The 16530-nt window shown below is 73.4% G+C and carries 16 protein-coding genes; 10 read left to right on the forward strand and 6 right to left on the reverse strand.

The genetic code is table 11. The features are described 5' to 3' along the window. Positions 1-34: 34 nt before the first annotated feature. A complete protein-coding gene (locus tag ASE15_RS15180; protein WP_235534457.1) occupies positions 35-343 on the reverse strand; it encodes a SelT/SelW/SelH family protein in 309 nt (102 codons plus the stop codon). 413 nt (positions 344-756) lie between these two features. Beyond that, positions 757-1368 (reverse strand): LysE/ArgO family amino acid transporter, encoded by a 612-nt coding sequence (locus tag ASE15_RS15185; protein WP_082608541.1) that lies wholly within the window; start codon positions 1366-1368, stop codon positions 757-759. Positions 1369-1437: 69 nt separating this feature from the next. On the opposite strand from ASE15_RS15185, the gene ASE15_RS15190 reads away from it, so the two are divergent. Both ASE15_RS15190 and ASE15_RS15195 read left to right on the forward strand, forming a co-directional pair. Continuing rightward, positions 1438-2307: an ArgP/LysG family DNA-binding transcriptional regulator gene (locus ASE15_RS15190; RefSeq protein WP_056764133.1), complete on the forward strand. Its 870-nt coding sequence runs from the start codon at positions 1438-1440 to the stop codon at positions 2305-2307. A 34-nt stretch (positions 2308-2341) separates the two neighbouring features. After that, on the forward strand, positions 2342-3589 hold the full coding sequence (locus ASE15_RS15195; RefSeq protein ID WP_369800621.1) for a class I SAM-dependent methyltransferase: 1248 nt from the start codon (positions 2342-2344) through the stop codon (positions 3587-3589). Between the two features lie 41 nt (positions 3590-3630). On the opposite strand, the gene ASE15_RS15200 is transcribed toward ASE15_RS15195, so the two are convergent. After that, on the reverse strand, positions 3631-4035 hold the full coding sequence (locus ASE15_RS15200) for an FKBP-type peptidyl-prolyl cis-trans isomerase (protein WP_056645814.1): 405 nt from the start codon (positions 4033-4035) through the stop codon (positions 3631-3633). Positions 4036-4243: 208 nt separating this feature from the next. On the opposite strand from ASE15_RS15200, the gene ASE15_RS15205 reads away from it, so the two are divergent. The 3 genes from ASE15_RS15205 (at position 4244) to ASE15_RS15215 (ending at position 7797) form a co-directional block, all read left to right on the forward strand. After that, complete coding sequence (locus ASE15_RS15205; RefSeq protein ID WP_056764135.1) at positions 4244-6268, forward strand: glycoside hydrolase family 15 protein; 2025 nt, start codon at positions 4244-4246, stop codon at positions 6266-6268. A gap of 79 nt (positions 6269-6347) precedes the next feature. Then, positions 6348-7208, forward strand: a complete 861-nt coding sequence (locus ASE15_RS15210; RefSeq protein ID WP_056645810.1) for an alpha/beta fold hydrolase — start codon at positions 6348-6350, stop codon at positions 7206-7208. After that, positions 7201-7797, forward strand: coding sequence for a TetR-like C-terminal domain-containing protein (locus ASE15_RS15215; protein ID WP_082608451.1), 597 nt, complete (start codon positions 7201-7203; stop codon positions 7795-7797). The genes ASE15_RS15210 and ASE15_RS15215 overlap by 8 nt, the downstream gene beginning before the upstream one ends. 60 nt (positions 7798-7857) lie before the next feature. Here ASE15_RS15215 and ASE15_RS15220 read toward each other — a convergent pair whose 3' ends face one another. From ASE15_RS15220 to ASE15_RS15230, 3 genes are read right to left on the reverse strand one after another with little or no spacing between them, the layout of a single operon-like run. Further along, positions 7858-9264 (reverse strand): cystathionine beta-synthase, encoded by a 1407-nt coding sequence (locus ASE15_RS15220; protein ID WP_056645807.1) that lies wholly within the window; start codon positions 9262-9264, stop codon positions 7858-7860. A 7-nt stretch (positions 9265-9271) separates the two neighbouring features. After that, on the reverse strand, positions 9272-9763 hold the full coding sequence (locus tag ASE15_RS15225; RefSeq protein ID WP_157257357.1) for a hypothetical protein: 492 nt from the start codon (positions 9761-9763) through the stop codon (positions 9272-9274). Between the two features lie 59 nt (positions 9764-9822). Continuing rightward, positions 9823-10692, reverse strand: a complete 870-nt coding sequence (locus ASE15_RS15230) for a Bax inhibitor-1/YccA family protein (RefSeq protein ID WP_056645800.1) — start codon at positions 10690-10692, stop codon at positions 9823-9825. 286 nt (positions 10693-10978) lie between these two features. Here ASE15_RS15230 and ASE15_RS15235 point away from each other — a divergent pair, with 286 nt between their 5' ends. The 5 genes from ASE15_RS15235 to ASE15_RS15255 all read left to right on the forward strand — a co-directional run bounded on the left by ASE15_RS15235 (position 10979) and on the right by ASE15_RS15255 (position 16474). Beyond that, positions 10979-11953 carry an ABC transporter ATP-binding protein gene (locus ASE15_RS15235; protein WP_056645797.1) on the forward strand — a complete coding sequence of 325 codons (975 nt, stop codon included), beginning with the start codon at positions 10979-10981 and terminating at the stop codon, positions 11951-11953. Then, positions 11950-12834: an ABC transporter permease subunit gene (locus tag ASE15_RS15240; protein WP_056645794.1), complete on the forward strand. Its 885-nt coding sequence runs from the start codon at positions 11950-11952 to the stop codon at positions 12832-12834. The genes ASE15_RS15235 and ASE15_RS15240 overlap by 4 nt, the downstream gene beginning before the upstream one ends. 65 nt (positions 12835-12899) lie before the next feature. Beyond that, on the forward strand, positions 12900-14342 hold the full coding sequence (locus tag ASE15_RS15245) for a sensor histidine kinase (protein ID WP_056764137.1): 1443 nt from the start codon (positions 12900-12902) through the stop codon (positions 14340-14342). Positions 14343-14446: 104 nt separating this feature from the next. Beyond that, on the forward strand, positions 14447-15091 hold the full coding sequence (locus ASE15_RS15250) for a response regulator transcription factor (protein WP_200960563.1): 645 nt from the start codon (positions 14447-14449) through the stop codon (positions 15089-15091). Positions 15092-15196: 105 nt separating this feature from the next. Continuing rightward, the gene (locus ASE15_RS15255) at positions 15197-16474 is read left to right on the forward strand and encodes a S9 family peptidase (RefSeq protein ID WP_056645788.1); all 1278 of its coding nucleotides are present in this window, start codon (positions 15197-15199) and stop codon (positions 16472-16474) included. Positions 16475-16530: the final 56 nt, after the last annotated feature.

Below are 16530 nucleotides of genomic sequence, written 5' to 3' on the forward strand. Positions count from 1 at the left end.
GCCTCGCGTCGTCTGAGCGGCCCGGAGGCAGCGGCTAGGAGGTGCCCCCGGCGCGGTCGGTGTGACCGAGCGCGAGGCCGGGGGCCACGCGGTCGCGCACGATCCGCTTGAGCACCGGGACCTCGGGGAAGCCCTTCTTCTCCTTGCGGTCCCACACCAGCTCGTCACCCACGTGGATCTGGAAGATCCCGCCCGTGCCGGGCACCAGCGCCACCTCGGTGAGCCGGGTCCCGAACGTCGTCAGCAGCTCCTGCGCGAGCCACGCCGCGCGCAGCATCCAGTTGCACTGCGTGCAGTAGGTGATGGCCACGCGGGCTGGGGTCTCGGTGCTCTGTTCGTCCACGCGCCCAGCGTGCCAGACGGCGGGGCCCGCCGGGGCGCCGTGGCCGTCAGTTGGCATCCATGGGCATCTGTGCCCATCCGTGCCCCTCCGTGGCGCCGAGCACGACGTTGCGCTCGCTCGAGCACGACCTCGCGGTCGCCAAGCCCGTCATAACGACCGCAACCTCGTGCTCGGCGCGATCATCCCTGGCAGGTCCTCGATCCCGAGTCCATCGCCGACGGTTCCACCTCCCCCCACACGACGAGCATGCGGTTGGCGTCCCGCGAACATGCGGTTGGCGTCCCCCGGGCCCCGAATCACGACGTCAACCGCATGCTCGGCACCGATGCGACAGTGCCACGGCCGGCCCCCTGTGCGGGACACGGGAGAGGGCCGCTGTCGTGCCGGGAAGCCCCGACTCCCTGCTCGACCAGCTACCGCACCACGAGCACGACCGCGAGCACGGCCATGACGAGCGCGATCCCGCCGTCGAGCACGCGCCACGCGACGGGTCGCGCGAAGACCGGGGCGAGCACGCGCGCCCCGAAGCCCAGCGTCGTGAACCACACGATGCTCGCGATCCCCGCCCCGGCCCCGAAGACCCAGCGCCCGCTCTCCCCGTACGCGGCCGCGAGCGAGCCGAGCAGCAGGACCGTGTCGAGGTAGACGTGCGGGTTGAGCCACGTCAGGGCGAGCGCGGTCCCGACGGCGGCACCCACCGACATCCGCAGCCCACCTCCGGCCGCCTCGAGGGTCGCGGGACGCAGCGCGCGCCGGGCGGCCTGCACCGCCAGGACGAGCAGGAACGCGGCCCCGCCCCAGCGCACGACCGCGAGCAGCACGGGTGCGTTCGAGACGAGCACGCCCAGGCCCGCGACGCCCGCCGCGACGAGCACCAGGTCCGACAGCGCGCACACCAGGACCACGGGCAGGACGTGCTCGCGCCGCAGCCCCTGCCGGAGCACGAACGCGTTCTGCGACCCGATCGCGACGATCAGGGACAGTCCGGTGCCGAGGCCGGCGAGCAGGGGCGCGAGGGTGGTCACGCCCTCCACGGTAGGCACGGCCTGAGGTTCAGTACAGCGAATGTTCCTGCAGAACCTTAAGATCTGCTCATGGTGGACCTGCAGCCCGACCAGCTCCGGACGCTCGACGCGATCGCGACCACGGGCACGTTCGAGGCCGCCGCGCAGCACCTCGGCGTGACCCCGTCCGCGATCAGCCAGCGCATGCGTGCGCTCGAGGCCGCCGTGGGCCAGGTGCTGGTGCGCCGGGGCCGGCCCGCGACGCTCACGGCGCCCGGCGAGGTGCTCGTGCGCCACGCGCGCCGGCTCGCGCTCCAGCACTCCGAGGTCCTGGCCGAGCTGGACCTGACCTCGGGCAGCACCCCGGAGATCACGCTCGTCATCACGGGCGACGCCCTGACGACCTGGGCCCTGCCCGTGCTCGCCGAGGCCTCGTCCTGGGCCCGGCTGGAGATCCTGCGCGAGGACCAGGACCACTCGATCGACCTCCTGCGGGACGGCACGGCCGTCGCCACGATCACGTCGGTCGCCGCTGCCGTGCCCGGCTGCCGCTCGACGCCGTTGGGCCGGATGCGCTACCGCCCGTTCGCGAGCCCCGCGTTCGTCGAGCGCTGGTTCCCCGACGGTCCCACGACTGCCGCGCTCGCTGCGGCGCCCGTCCTCGTGTTCGACCGCAAGGACGACCTCCAGGACCGCTACCTGCGCGGTCGTGCGGGCGGCCCGCGCCACCACGTCCCGGCCTCGCACGAGTTCCTGCGGGCGGTCGAGCTCGGCATGGGCTGGGGCATGCTGCCCGACCTCCAGAGCCAGGAGGCGGAGGCTGCAGGCCGGCTCGTGGGGTTCGACGACGCCGCGAGCCTGACCGTGCCGCAGTACTGGCAGCAGTGGCGCCTGCACTCCCCGACGCTCGACCGGGTCGCGGCGGCAGTCCGCGAGGCCGCCGCCGCCCACCTACGCTGACGCCGGGCGGGTCGGGGCAGGGCAGACTTGTCCTGTGCCCTCCCCCACCTCCGACCACCCCGTCACGCCCAGCACGCCCGCGCGCCCCCAGCCCGCGCGCGACCAGGCCGCCCTCGACCGGCTGCTCGCGGGGCTCGAGCGCTTCGCGTCCGACGACGGCCCGGGTCTCCCGCGCGGCGGCACGGCAGACCCCACGCTCGTGGCGGTCGACGCGACCGACCGGCTGCTGCTCGACGAGGCCGCGAGCGCCCTGGCCGCGACCGGCCCCGGGGAGGTCGTCGTGATCGACGACCGGTTCGGGGCCCTGACCCTGGGTGCCGTGGTGGCGCACGGGCTCTCGGGCGTCCGGGTCCACCAGGACGCCCTCACGAGCGAGATCGCCCTGGACCGCAACGCCCAGGAAGCGTCGCGCGGCGCGTTCCCCGGCCTGGACGCCACGGTCACCCATCTCCCGCTCGGTGAGGACCTGCTGCGGGGGGCACGCGTCGTCGTGCTCCAGCTCCCGCGCTCGCTCGCCGCGCTGCGCGACGTCGCGGAGCACGTGGCGCGGTACGCCGCCCCGGACGTGGTCCTGCTCGCGGGGGGCCGCCTCAAGCACATGACCCCGGCCATGAACGACGTGCTGGCGGAGTCCTTCACGGACGTGCGGGCGAGCCTCGCGCGGCAGAAGTCGCGCGTCCTGGTGGCCCGCGGGCCCCGGCCCTCCGTCGACCTCACGTATCCCGTGACCGCGCACCTGGGCGAGCTCGACCTGGACGTGGTCGCGTACGGCGCGGCGTTCGCGGGCGCGAGCCTCGACATCGGCACGCGCTACCTGCTGGGCTTCCTCGACCAGGTCTCGCCCGGCGCGACCGACGCGGTCGACCTGGGCTGCGGCACGGGCATCCTCGCGGTCTCGTTCGCGCGCTCGCGCCCGGATGCCCTGGTCGTGGCGACCGACCAGTCGGAGGCCGCGGTGCGCTCGGCCCGCGCCACGGCAGAGGCCGACGGCGTGGGCGAGCGGGTGCGCGTGGTGCGCGACGACGTGGGTTCCTCGCTCGCGGACCGCAGCGCCGACGTCGTGCTGTGCAACCCGCCCTTCCACCAGGGCGCGGCCCTGAGCACGGGTGTCGCGCACCGCATGTTCGCGGCCGCGGGGCGCGTGCTGCGCCCGGGTGGCGAGCTGTGGACCGTCTACAACTCGCACCTGCGCTACCGCCCCGCGCTCGAGCGCGCGGTCGGCCCCACGACGCAGGCGGGCCGGGGCCCCAAGTTCACGGTGACGCGCAGCGTCGCCCGGTGAGAACCTGAGGGCGCCGGCCCGTCAGTCGCGTGAGGTCGAGGTCACTGGACCCCGACGACGTCCACCACGAAGACCAGCGTGTCCGTGCCGCCGATGCCCGCCTGGGGGACGCCGCGCATGCCGTAGCCGTGCTCCGGCGGGATCGAGAGCAGGACGCGCGAGCCGACGTTCTGGCCCACGAGGCCCTTGTCCCAGCCGCCGATGACCGCGCCGGTCCCGATGGGGAACGAGATGGTCTGGCCGCGGTCGTACGAGGTGTCGAAGATGTCGCCGTCCCAGACCTGCCCCAGGTAGTTCACGACGATGGTGCGGCCCGCCGTGACGACGGGGCCGCTGCCCTCCTCGAGGACCTGGACCTGGAGGCCGGCGGGTGCGCCGCCCTCGGGGAACGTCAGGACGGGCTTGTCGCCGAACGTGCCGGACGCGGTGGGGAGCTGCGTGCTCATGGTGCTACCTCTCGGTGGGAGTCAGGGTTTCGGGGACAAGCCTAAGCGCCCGGCAGCGGCCTGCCCCGGTCAGCACCGGCCCGCGCCGGTGCACCCCTGCCCGACCCGGCCCGCCCGACGCCGGAGCGCACCGCACGCTCCAGGGTGCGCTCCGCCGTCGGGCACCGCTCCACCTGACAACCGCCGCCCCGAGGCGCACGCTGGCTGCATGACCGCTCCGCGTGCCGATCGCGAGACCACCCAGGACGCCGCCCCGCTCGCCTCGGCGGACTCGGCCCGGCCCGTGGACGCGGGCGACGGGCTCGACTCGCCCGTGACGCACGCGGGCGGCGCCCAGGTGCCGAGCGGGCGACGTTCGGCGTACCCCGGGATCGCGGAGTACGCGTTCCTGTCCGACTGCGAGTGCAACGCGCTCGTGGCCCCGAGCGGCGCGATCGAGTGGATGTGCGTGCCGCGCCCCGACGCGCCCAGCATCTTCGCGGCGGTGCTCGACCGGGGGGCGGGCTCGTTCCGCGTGGGGCCGTACGGCGCGCGCGTGCCTGCGGCCCGGCGCTACGTGCCGGGCACGCTCGTGCTCGAGACGACGTGGCAGACGCCCACGGGCTGGCTCGTCGTGCGCGACGCGATGCTCATGGGGCCGTGGCACAACGTCGACGAACGCTCACGGACGCACCGGCGCACGCCCACGGACTGCGACGCCGAGCACATGCTGCTGCGCACCATCGTGTGCGTCAACGGGACCGTGGACGTCGAGGTCGTGTGCGAGCCGCTCCCGGACTACGGGCGCGAGCCCGCGCGGTGGGAGTACGAGGGGCCCACGTACAGCACGCTCGTGACCCGCTCGGCGCACGCCTCGACCCCCGACCTGCGCCTGAGCGGCAGCCTGCGGCTCGGCGTCGAGGACCGTCGCGCGCAGGGCCGCACGCGCATGAGCGCGGGCGAGACCGCGTACGTCACGCTGTCGTGGTCCGACCGTCCCACCCCCACGACCTGGCCCGAGGCCGCCGACGCCCTGGGCCGCACCGAGCAGTACTGGCGCGACTGGATCACGCAGGGTGTCTTCCCCGACCACCCGTGGCGCTCGTACCTCCAGCGCAGCGCGCTCACGCTCAAGGGGCTCACGTACGCCCCGACCGGGGCGCTGCTCGCCGCCGCGACCACGTCCCTGCCCGAGGCGCCCCAGGGCGAGCGGAACTGGGACTACCGCTACGCGTGGGTCCGCGACTCGACGTTCGCGCTGTGGGGCCTGTACACCCTGGGCCTCGACCGCGAGGCCGACGACTTCTTCGCGTTCGTGCACGACGTCTGCCGGGACGGGCGCGAGCTGCAGATCATGTACGGCGTGGGGGGCGAGACCGAGCTCACCGAGAGCACGCTCGACCACCTCGCGGGGTACGACGACGCCCGACCGGTGCGCGTCGGGAACGCCGCGTACGACCAGCAGCAGCACGACATGTGGGGCGCCGTGCTCGACTCGGTGTACCTGCACGCCAAGTCGCGCGAGCAGCTGCCCGAGTCCCTGTGGCCCGTCCTCAAGGCCCAGGTCGAGGAGGCCGCCGCGCACTGGCGCGAGCCCGACCGCGGGCTGTGGGAGATCCGCGGCGAGCCCCAGCACTTCACGTCGTCGAAGGTCATGTGCTGGGTCGCTCTCGACCGCGGGGCGCGCCTGGCCCGGATGTACGACGAGCCCGACTACGCCGACCAGTGGCAGGCCGTGGCCGACGAGATCCGCGCCGACGTGCTCGAGCACGGGGTCGACGCGCGCGGGGTGCTCGTCCAGCGCTACGGCTCCGACGCCCTGGACGCGTCGCTGCTGCTCGTCCCGCTCCTGCGGTTCCTGCCGTCCGACGACCTGCGCGTGGTCGCGACGGTCGACGCGATCGCGAGCGAGCTCACGGTCAACGGGCTCGTGCTGAGGTACCGCACCGACGAGACCGACGACGGGCTCTCGGGCGAGGAGGGGACGTTCACGATCTGCTCGTTCTGGCTCGTGTCGGCGCTCGTCGAGGTCGGGGAGCTCGACCGGGCGCGGGCGCTGTGCGAGCGGCTGCTGTCGTTCGCGAGCGAGCTCGACCTGTACGCCGAGGAGATCGACCCGCACTCGGGTCGTCACCTGGGGAACTTCCCGCAGGCGTTCACGCACCTCGCGCTCATCAACGCGGTCGTGCACGTGGTGCGGGCCGAGGAGCGGCGCGACGACGCGGGGCACTTCGAGGCGGCCCGCCGACGGTGACACGCTTCCCGCCGCGTGGGTGACGTCGGGGCTCGCGCCCTCTTGCGCACCGTTGGCTAATGGTATTAGCCTATTCGCTATGAGCACTCACCAGACCGTGGAGTTCCTCCCCCGCCCCGAGGGGCGCATCGCGTACACCGTGACCGGCACGGGCCCGCTCGTGGTCGCCGTCCCCGGCATGGGCGACCTGCGCTCGACCTACCGCGACCTCGTGCCCCCGCTCGTGGCCGCGGGCTACCGCGTCGCCGTGACCGACCTGCGCGGCCACGGCGACAGCGACACGACCTTCCGCACGCACGGCGACGTCGTGACGGGCCAGGACCTCCTGGCGCTCGTCGAGCACCTGGGCGGGCCTGCGGTCCTGGTCGGGAGCTCGATGGGCGCCGGCGCCGCGACGTGGGCTGCCGCCGAGCGACCCGACGCCGTCGCGGGCCTCGTCCTCCTCGGCCCGTTCCTGCGGGACCCGGCCGTGAGCGCCGCCCGCGCCCGCGCGAGCCGGCTGCTCTACCGCGTCGCCCTGGCCCGTCCCTGGGGCGCCGCCGCGTGGGCAGGCTTCTACTCGTCGCTGACCAAGGGGCGCAAGGCCCCGTGGCATTCCGAGCACGTGGCCGCGCTCCGCACCTCGATGCGCGAGCCCGGTCGTCTGCGCAGCTTCCGCGATCTCGCGCTCGCCCTCACGCACGCACCGGTCGAGGCGCGGCTCCCCGAGGTCCACGCCCCGGCCATCGCGTTCATGGGGTCGCTCGACCCCGACTTCTCGGACCAGGCCGCCGAGCTCACCTGGATCCAGGAGTCGATCGGCGCACAGGGCCACCTGGTGCCCGACGTCGGGCACTATCCGCAGCACCAGTCCCCCGACGTGGTCGCGCCCGCGACCCTCGCGTTCCTCGACGGCCTGCGCTCGTCCGCCGGTGCGCACGACTGGGCCGCCCGTGGCTAGGGCGGGCCTGAGCCGCGAGGCGGTCACGGCCCTCGCGCTGCGGGTCGTGGACGACGGCGGCCCGCAAGGGTTCGCCGACCTCACCCTCGCGAAGGTCGCCGCGGCGGCCGGGGTCGCGACCCCGAGCCTCTACAAGCACGTCGGCTCTCTCGCGGACCTGCGGCGGTCGGTCGCGGTGGTCGCGGTCGACGACCTCACGCGCGCTGCGGCGGCAGCGACGATCGGCCGCTCGGGCCCGGACGCGCTCTCCGCGCTCGCGCACGCGATCCGCGGCTTCGCGCGCGAGCACCCGGGCAGGTACGCCGCGACGCAGGTCTCGCCCGACCTCGGCGCGCAGGCCGACGACCCGCTGTCGCTCGCGGGCGCCGAGTCCGTCGCGGTCGTCGCAGCAGTCCTGCGGGGGTTCGGCCTGCCGGAGGCCTCGACGGTCGACGCGATCCGCGCCGTGCGGTCGGCGGTCCACGGGTTCGTCTCGCTCGAGCTCCTGGGCGGGTTCGGCATGCCCGACGACGTCGACCACAGCTTCGAGGTCCTCGTCGGCCTGCTCGTGGTCGGGATCGCGGACCTCGCCCGCCCTGCTGCGTCCTGACGCGACCGCGGTCGGGGCCGGCGAGAACCAGAGGTCCCGCCGGCCCCGACCGCCGGAGGCTCAGTGCGCCAGGAAACCCAGCAGGTCGTGGCGCGTGAGCACCCCGACCGGGTCGCCGTCGTCGATCACGAGCAGCGCGTCGGCGTCGTGCAGCGCCGAGCGGATCGCCGCGACGCCCTCGCCCGCCCCGATGAGCGGGAACCGCGCCTCCATGTGCTTGTCCACCCGGTCGGCGAGCGACGCCTTGCCCGAGAACACCGCGTCCAGCAGGGCCCGCTCGCTCACGGCCCCCGCCACCTCGCCGATCTTGACGGGCGGCTCGGCCCCGACGACGGGCATCTGCGAGACGCCGTACTCGCGCAGGATCTCGATCGCGTCGCGCACGGTCTCACCCGGGTGGGTGTGGACCAGGTCCGGCAGCTGCCCGCTCTTGGAGCGCAGCATGTCGCCCGCGGTCACGCCCTCCTCGGCGTCGAGGAACCCGTAGGACCGCATCCAGGAGTCGTTGAAGATCTTGGACAGGTAGCCGCGCCCGCCGTCGGGCAGGATCACGACGACCACGGCGCGTGCCGCCGCCTCGGGGTCCTCGTCCTCGAGCCGCTGCGCCAGCCGCAGCGCCGCGACCACGGCCATGCCGCACGAGCCGCCCACGAGCAGGCCCTCCTCGCGCGCGAGCCGGCGCGTCATCTCGAACGAGTCGGCGTCGCTCACGGCGATGATCTCGTCGGGCACGGTCGGGTCGTACGCGGCGGGCCAGAAGTCCTCGCCCACGCCCTCGACCAGGTAGGGACGACCGTCGCCGCCCGAGTAGACGGACCCGGCGGGGTCGGCCCCGACGACGTGCACCCGGCCACCGGCCTCGGCCTCCCGCGGGGCCGACACGTCCTTGAGGTACCGACCGGTCCCCGTGATGGTCCCGCCCGTCCCGACGCCCGCCACGAGGTGCGTGACGCGGCCGTCGGTGTCGGCCCAGATCTCCGGGCCCGTGCTCTCGTAGTGGGACGCGGGGCCGTTGGGGTTGGCGTACTGGTTGGGCTTCCAGGCCCCGGGGATCTCGGCGACGAGCCTGTCCGAGACCGAGTAGTAGGAGTCGGGGTGGTCGGGAGCCACGGCCGTGGGGGTCACGACGACGCGCGCCCCGTAGGCGGCCAGCACGTCACGCTTGTCCTGGCTCACCTTGTCGGGGCAGACGAACACGCAGTCGTACCCCTTGCGCTGCGCCACGAGCGCGAGCCCGACCCCGGTGTTCCCCGAGGTCGGCTCGACGATCGTGCCGCCGGGAGCGAGCTCGCCGGAGGCCTCGGCCGCCTCGATCATCTTGAGCGCGATGCGGTCCTTCACTGAGCCGCCGGGATTGAGGTACTCGACCTTGGCGAGGATCGTCGCAGAGAGGCCGTCGGTCACCGATCCGAGCCGGACCAGGGGTGTCCCGCCGACGAGGTCGGAGATGTGGTGTGCGAACTTCATGCACCGATCATGCGCTGCCGAGGGCCATCCCGCCCAGCACGGCACACAGGGCGACCGCGACCCCGAGGACCACGACGAGCAGAGGACGGTCCGCAGCGTCACGTGCGAAGTACCGCCCGACGGCGCCGCTCAGCCCTCCCGCCACCGCCAGGTACAGCACCGAGGCCAGGGCGACGCCGCTCGTCGCGGTGCCCGGGTTCCCGGTCGCGGCGCTCAGCAGCGAGCCGAGCACCATGAAGCTCCAGATCCCGACCCCGACGAAACCGAGCACGAAGAAGAGCGTGGTCGCCTTGCGGTCGTCCCACTCGCGCGAGATGCGGTGCCCGAGCCAGGCGACGACCGCACCGGCCGTGAGCATCACGAGCAGGATGACGACCGCGGCGACCGTGATCCACGCGACGGCGTTGGGGAGGCTGCGACCCACGAGGAGCCCGTAGGGCACCTGGAGGGCGAGCAGCGTGAAGGCTGCCAGCACGAGGCCGGCGGCAAAGACCGGCACCCGCGTCGGAACGGGTTCCGAAGCGGGTGCCGGGGACTTCTTCCGGGCGTCGGCCAAGGTCAGTCGTTGCCCTGCAGGATCGCGAACAGGCGCAGGAACTCGAGGTACAGCCAGATGAGCGTGACCATGAGGCCGAACGCTGCCGACCAGGCGAACTTGGCGGGGACGCCGGCCTCGACGCCGCGCTTGATCGAGTCGAAGTCGACGATGAGCGAGGCGGCCGCGAGGCCGACCGCGACGAGACCGACGATGATGCCGAGGCCGCCCGAGCGCATGCCCCAGCCGTCGAGGACGCCCGTCATCGTCAGCAGGAGGTTGACGAGCGAGAAGGCCAGGTAGCCGACCATCGCGATGATGAGCCAGCGCGTGAACTTGGGCGTGACGCGCACCTTGCCGGACTTGAAGAGGAAGAGGGCTGCGGCGAACGTCGTGACGGTCGCGAGGACCGCCTGGACCACGACGCCGTTCCACTGCGTGTTGTAGAACGCGCTGATCCCACCGAGGAACGCGCCCTGCGCGATCGTGTACGCCACGATGAGCGCGGGGCTCGGGCTCTTCTTGAACGCGTTGACCAGACCCAGGACCAGGCCGACGATCGCGCCGCCGATCCACAGGAACGGCATGGTGTCGACGAGCTGCCAGCTCGCGGCGCCCACGACGACGAGCAGAGCGAGCAGCCCACCGGTCTTGATGATGACGTCGTCGTACGTCAGGCGCTTGGTGTCCGCGGTCGTCGCGGTCGGCGCGTTGTACATGGCGTCGAGCGTCGCGGCGTCGGCGGTCTGGGCGCCGTAGCTGCCGTACTGGGCCTGCTGCGGGGGCGTGCCGTACGCGGGGTTCTGCTGGACGGTGCCCGCAGCCCCCTGGTTGGTGCGCGCGCGCTTGGGCTCGCCGAAGATGGCGCTGTTGTTGAAGACGGGGTTGCTCATGCTTCCTCCTGGTCGCGGCGTCCAGTGCCCTCTGGCGAGGCGGGTGTCGCTGGCCGTGTTTCCATCCTATGCAACGAGCGGGTTCGCGCCGGTGTTCCCGGGGGCTTCGTCCGACTTTTCCACCCGCTCGGGGCGCAGGATCGCTCCCCTGGTCGACGACGTCATCCTTGCGGCGTACGCGACCCGGTCGTGAAGATCGACCGTGCGGGGGCATCCCTGCCGACCTCCCGGTCCCTAGGCTGGAGGACGTACGAGCCACCACACGCAACCCACCCGAGGGGCGAGCATGATCGAAGCACGAGGCCTGACCAAGCGGTACGGGCCCAAGACAGCCGTCGACGGGATCTCCTTCACCGTCCAGCCCGGCCAGGTCACGGGCTTCCTGGGCCCGAACGGCGCCGGCAAGTCGACCACGATGCGCATGATCATGGGGCTCGACCGCCCGACGGCCGGTTCCGTGACCGTCAACGGTCAGCCCTACGCCGCGCACCGTTCGCCCCTGACCGAGGTCGGGGCCCTCCTCGACGCGAAGGCCGTGCACACGGGCCGCAGCGCCTACAACCACCTCCTCGCGATGGCGGCCACGCACAACATCCCGAAGACCCGCGTGCAGGAGGTCATCGAGATGACCGGCCTGCAGTCGGTCGCGAAGAAGCGCGTCGGCGGCTTCTCGCTCGGCATGGGCCAGCGCCTGGGCATCGCGTCCGCGCTGCTGGGCGACCCCAAGACGCTCATCCTCGACGAGCCGGTCAACGGCCTCGACCCCGAGGGCGTCCTGTGGGTCCGCAACCTGGCCCGCTACCTCGCGTCCGAGGGACGGACGGTCTTCCTGTCCAGCCACCTCATGAGCGAGGTCGCGCTGACCGCGGACCACATCATCGTGATCGGCAAGGGGCGCATCATCGCGAACGCGCCCGTCAAGGACATCGTCGACGGCGGCGCCCAGCACACGGTCCGCGTCCGCACCCCGCAGGCCACGCAGCTCGCCGAGCTGCTGACCCGCGACGGCGCGACGGTCACGTCGGACGAGCCCAGCCTGCTCCAGATCACGGGCGTCGAGGCGCCCGGCATCGGCGAGCTCGCCGCGGCGTCCGGCATCGTCCTGCACGAGCTCACGCCCGTGACCTCGACCCTCGAGGAGGCGTACATGCTCCTCACGGCCGACTCGGTCGAGTACCAGACCGAGTCCGCGACCCAGCACGTGGGCCACGGCGTCGACTCTCCTGCCGACGCCCCGATCTCCGAAGGAGCCAAGCGATGACCGCCGCCACCGTCTCCGCAGCACGCCCGACGGCGCAGCGCGCCTCGTCCGCCCGCCTCACCTTCGGCGGTGTCCTCAAGTCCGAGTGGATCAAGCTCTGGACCCTGCGCTCGACCGTGTGGACGCTCGCGATCACGGTCGTGGTCATGGTCGGGATCGCACTGATGTTCGCCGCGATCATCAACATCCCCGACGTCGAGACGAGCGGGGCCGACGGCGCGTCGATGTCCGACTTCTTCCCCTCGGCGACGATCGTGACGATCGGCTACTCGGTCGGACAGCTCGCCATCGCGGTGCTCGGAGTGCTCGCGATCACCGGCGAGTACTCCACGGGCATGATCCGCTCGACGTTCTCCGCCGTCCCGCGCCGCCTGCCGGCGTTCTTCGCCAAGCTGGCCGTGCTCTTCGTGACGAGCTTCGTCGTCACGCTCCTCGGCGTCGGCCTCTCGGCTCTCGTCACGGCCCCGCTGCTGTCGAACCAGGGCATGGCCCTGGACCTCGGGTCGAGCGACAACGTGCGCATCCTCGTCGGCGCGGCGCTCTACGTGGCGACCATCTCGGCTCTCTCGCTCGGCATCGGCGCGCTGCTCCGGAGCACGGCCGGGGCGATCTTCACGGTCGTCGGCCTGCTCATGGTGGTCCCGCAGATCCTGTCGATCGTCGCGATGGCCACGGGCAACAAGGTCGTGGAGAACATCTACAAGTTCCTCCCCGGGGTGGCCGGTGAGCGACTGCTCGCTACGGGCGGGTCGATCGACCCCATGACCGGAGCCTCCGCCTCGGGCGCGCTCGAGCCGTGGGTCGGCTACGGCGTCCTCGTCGGCTGGACCGTCCTGGTCCTGGTCGTCGCCGCGGTGCTGCTCAAGCGTCGGGACGCCTGACCATCTCCCGCACCGCGCACAGCCCGGCGCCGGACCACGAGACCCGTGGTCCGGCGTCGGGCGCCGTGCATCCCGGGGCACCCGGCGTCCCCGGTGCCGGCAAGGCACCCAAGCCCTCCACCCGGCCGCGCTCGGGCAGCATCGCGGTCTTCACCGAGCTCGACGCGCGCAAGCTCGGGCCGGTCCGCCGGTACTTCGTGCGTCACCCGGTCGTCATGGACTGGTTCGTCGCGGCCTGGTTCACCGTCCCCGGCCTGCTGACGACCCTGCTGCCGCCCGAGCACGCACGCTACGGCGTCGCCGCCGCGACGCTCGCGGGCGGCGCGGTGCTGCTGTGGCGCCGCCGCAACCCGCTCCTGACCGCCGCGGTCATCGGGGTCCTCGCGGTCCTCACGATCGCCCTCAGCGGCGACTCTGCGGGCTTCGAGCTCGCGGTCGCGTTCGCGATCTACGCGGTCGCGACGACGTACCGCCCCGCCGTGGCGTGGAGCGTGCTGGGCGCGCTGGTCCTGACCGTGTGTGCCGCGGAGATGATCTGGTACGACTTCGCGGTGAGCGAGTCCGGGGCGATCGTGCGCGCCGAGGTGGGCAGCGGCGAGGTCACGGGAGCCCGGGTCGCGGCCGTCGCGATCACGCTCACGTTCGCGCTGCTGGGCATCGCGATCGGGTCGAGCGTGCGCGGGCGACGTCAGCACGTCGCGGACCTCGTGGGACGCGCCAACGCGATCGCACGCGACCGCGACCAGCAGGCCCAGCTCGCGGCCGCGGCCGAGCGCGCGAGGATCTCGCGCGAGATGCACGACGTCGTCGCGCACAGCCTGACCGTCATGGTCGCGCTCGCCGACGGTGCCAACGCCCTGGGCGCCAAGGACCCCGAGCTCGCGGGCCAGGCGCTCGACGAGCTGACCGAGACGGGCCGGGCCGCGCTCGCCGACATGCGCCGGGTCCTGGGGGTCCTGCGCGACCCCGACGGCTCGGTCGCCCCGCTCACCCCGACCGCCGACGTCCCGACCATGGAGGACATCGCCGAACGGTTCCGGCACGCGGGCCTGCCCGTGCGGCTCGTGCGGGTCGGCGTCCAGCCGGACCCCGACCCGGGCCTGCGCCAGGCCGCGCACCGGATCGTGCAGGAGTCGCTGACCAACGTGCTGCGCTACGCGCCCCTGACCCCCATGGTCGTGGTGGAGATCGCCCGGCGTGACGCGGGCGCACCCGACGGTGGAGACTGGCTCGAGATCACGGTCACCAACAAGGCGGGCCGCGCACCGGGCGGGACGGCCCGGGACGGCGCGGACGCCCGCCCGCTGCCCGCGGGCATCGCGGGCGACCAACCCATCGGCACAGGAAGAGGGATCATCGGGATGCGCGAACGTGCGGCCGTCTACGGGGGGACGGTCACGGCCGGTCCCACGGGCTCGGGCTGGGAGGTCGTGGCGCGGCTGCGCCTCGACCGCACGGGGAGCGACCAGGCGTCCCGGCCCGACGGCGGCACGGGGGTCGCGCTGTGAGCCTCCCGCCCGCGGAGCGTCCGGGTGGTGCCGAGGGCACCGTGCCGCACGACGCCGCACACCCGGTCCGGGTCCTGCTCGTCGACGACCAGTCGCTGCTGCGCATGGGCTTCCGCATGATCCTGGCCGCCGAGGAGGACATCGAGGTGGTCGGCGAGGCGAGCGACGGCGAGACCGCGTTCGCCCAGGCCACGGCCCTGCGCCCCGACGTGATCCTCATGGACGTGCGCATGCCCGGCGTCAACGGGATCGACGCGACCGAGCGGATCGTCGCCGAGCTCCCCGCGAGCCGGGTCATCATCCTCACGACGTTCGACCTCGACGAGTACGCGTTCGCGGCGCTGCGCGTGGGCGCGAGCGGGTTCCTCCTCAAGGACGCCCGGCCCGCCGAGCTGGTCGGCGCGATCCGCAACGTCGCGAGCGGCGACGCCGCCGTCTCGCCGCGGGTCACGCGCCGGATGCTCGAGATGTTCGCGGGCTACCTGCCCGAGGACGCGCACGCCCAGGGGGCTGCCGGCCCGGGGCACGGTGTCGACGACCCGCGCCTGCGGGAGCTGACCGCACGCGAGCTCGAGGTCTTCGCCGCGCTGGGCGAGGGACTGTCGAACGCCGAGATCGCGGCGCGCTTCGTGGTCTCCGAGGCCACGGTCAAGACCCACGTCGGGCGGGTGCTGGGCAAGCTCGGTCTGCGCGACCGCGTCCAGGCCGTGGTCCTGGCGTACGAGACGGGCGTGGCGCGCCCGAGCTGAGCGACGCCGTCGGGCCGGGTGGTGGGCCGGTGGGATCGGGAGGATCGTCGGAAGGAGCCCGACGCCCGTCGGCTCCGTCCCTGCACGTCGCGGAAGAGGATCGCCATGCCAGCCCACCACGACCCGTTCGACGCCGGGTTCTCCGGCGACCACGACCGCGACTACGAGATCCGGACCGTCCTCGGCGGCGCCTCGAGCGGGGCCGCCGACGTGGGCGAGGTGCTCGCTGCCGTCGCGCACGTGCGCGACAAGGACCACAGGGGATGGTTCGACGCGTGGCACGATCTCGGCGACCGGGTCGCCGGGATCGCCACGGACGCGGCGGCGGCCGGGCACGACGCGAGCGCCGCCGCCGCGTTCCTGCGGGCGTCGGCGTACTACGCGGTCGCGGTCGACGCGGTGGCCGCGCTCGAGGACGACAGCCTGCTCCTGCCCACGTTCCGCAAGCATCGCGACGCGTGGGACCGGTGGGTCGGGACGAGCGGGCTCGTCGTCGAGCGCGTCGACGTCCCGTACGAGGGCACGACGCTGCCCGGGTACTTCTTCAGCGCGTCCGACGCCGCGTCCACCGCAGCGATCGCCGCCGACCCGGGGCGGGTCCCCCCGCGCTCGCTGCTCGTCGCGGTCAACGGGTCCGACGGCTCGCTGACCTCGATGTGGACGGCGTGCGTGGCGGGCGCGCTGCGCCGCGGGTACCACGCCTTCGTGTTCGACGGACCAGGTCAGCAGTCGATGCTGTTCGAGCACCAGGTGCCGTTCCGCCACGACTTCGAGGCGGTCCTGACCCCCGTGCTCGACGCGCTCGTGGACCGCCACGACGTCGATGCCGCACGGATCGCGGTCTACGGGTCGAGCCAGGGGGGCTACTGGGTGCCGCGCGCGCTGGCGTTCGAGCACCGTCCTGCTGCGGCCGTCGTCGATCCCGGGGTCGTCCAGGTCGCGGCCTCCTGGACCCGGACGATGCCGAAGACGCTCCTCAAGCTCCTCGATGAGGGCAAGGACCACGCGTTCGACCGGGACATGGACATGGGCCTGCGCCTGTCGAAGGCCACTGCGGCCACCTGGCGGTTCCGCTCCCGCCCCTACGGGGTCGAGGGGTACGCCGCCACGCTCCGCGAGGTCCAGAAGTACGACCTGCGGGACGTCGCCGCACGCATCACCACTCCCCTGCTCGTCACGGCCCCCGAGGGCGAGCAGTTCTGGCCGGGCCAGTCCGACGAGCTCGTGCGGCTCGCGCCCGACGTCGCGACGCTCGTGCGGTTCACCGCGGCCGAGGGCGCGAACCTGCACTGTCAGCCCCTCGCACGGGCCCTGACCGAGCAGCGGGTCTTCGACTGGCTCGACGAGGCGCTCGCGCCCGTGCTCGTGGCCACCGACGACTGAGGACAGACCGAGGCCCGCCCGTCCTTCCGGACGGGCGGGCCTGGGAGTGCTGGGCC

Origin of the sequence: Oerskovia sp. Root22 (assembly GCF_001429135.1) — a bacterium.
GTDB classification, from domain to species: Bacteria; Actinomycetota; Actinomycetes; order Actinomycetales; family Cellulomonadaceae; genus Oerskovia; species Oerskovia enterophila.

Bases quoted from the DNA above. Each gene is read 5' to 3' on its own strand.
- ASE15_RS15190 (WP_056764133.1), top strand. From the start codon at position 1,438: ATGGTGGACCTGCAGCCCGACCAGCTCCGGACGCTCGACGCGATCGCG.
- ASE15_RS15200 (WP_056645814.1), bottom strand. From the start codon at position 4,035: ATGAGCACGCAGCTCCCCACCGCGTCCGGCACGTTCGGCGACAAGCCC.
- ASE15_RS15205 (WP_056764135.1), top strand. From the start codon at position 4,244: ATGACCGCTCCGCGTGCCGATCGCGAGACCACCCAGGACGCCGCCCCG.
- ASE15_RS15210 (WP_056645810.1), top strand. From the start codon at position 6,348: ATGAGCACTCACCAGACCGTGGAGTTCCTCCCCCGCCCCGAGGGGCGC.
- ASE15_RS15220 (WP_056645807.1), bottom strand. From the start codon at position 9,264: ATGAAGTTCGCACACCACATCTCCGACCTCGTCGGCGGGACACCCCTG.
- ASE15_RS15230 (WP_056645800.1), bottom strand. From the start codon at position 10,692: ATGAGCAACCCCGTCTTCAACAACAGCGCCATCTTCGGCGAGCCCAAG.
- ASE15_RS15235 (WP_056645797.1), top strand. From the start codon at position 10,979: ATGATCGAAGCACGAGGCCTGACCAAGCGGTACGGGCCCAAGACAGCC.
- ASE15_RS15240 (WP_056645794.1), top strand. From the start codon at position 11,950: ATGACCGCCGCCACCGTCTCCGCAGCACGCCCGACGGCGCAGCGCGCC.
- ASE15_RS15250 (WP_200960563.1), top strand. From the start codon at position 14,447: ATGGGCTTCCGCATGATCCTGGCCGCCGAGGAGGACATCGAGGTGGTC.
- ASE15_RS15255 (WP_056645788.1), top strand. From the start codon at position 15,197: ATGCCAGCCCACCACGACCCGTTCGACGCCGGGTTCTCCGGCGACCAC.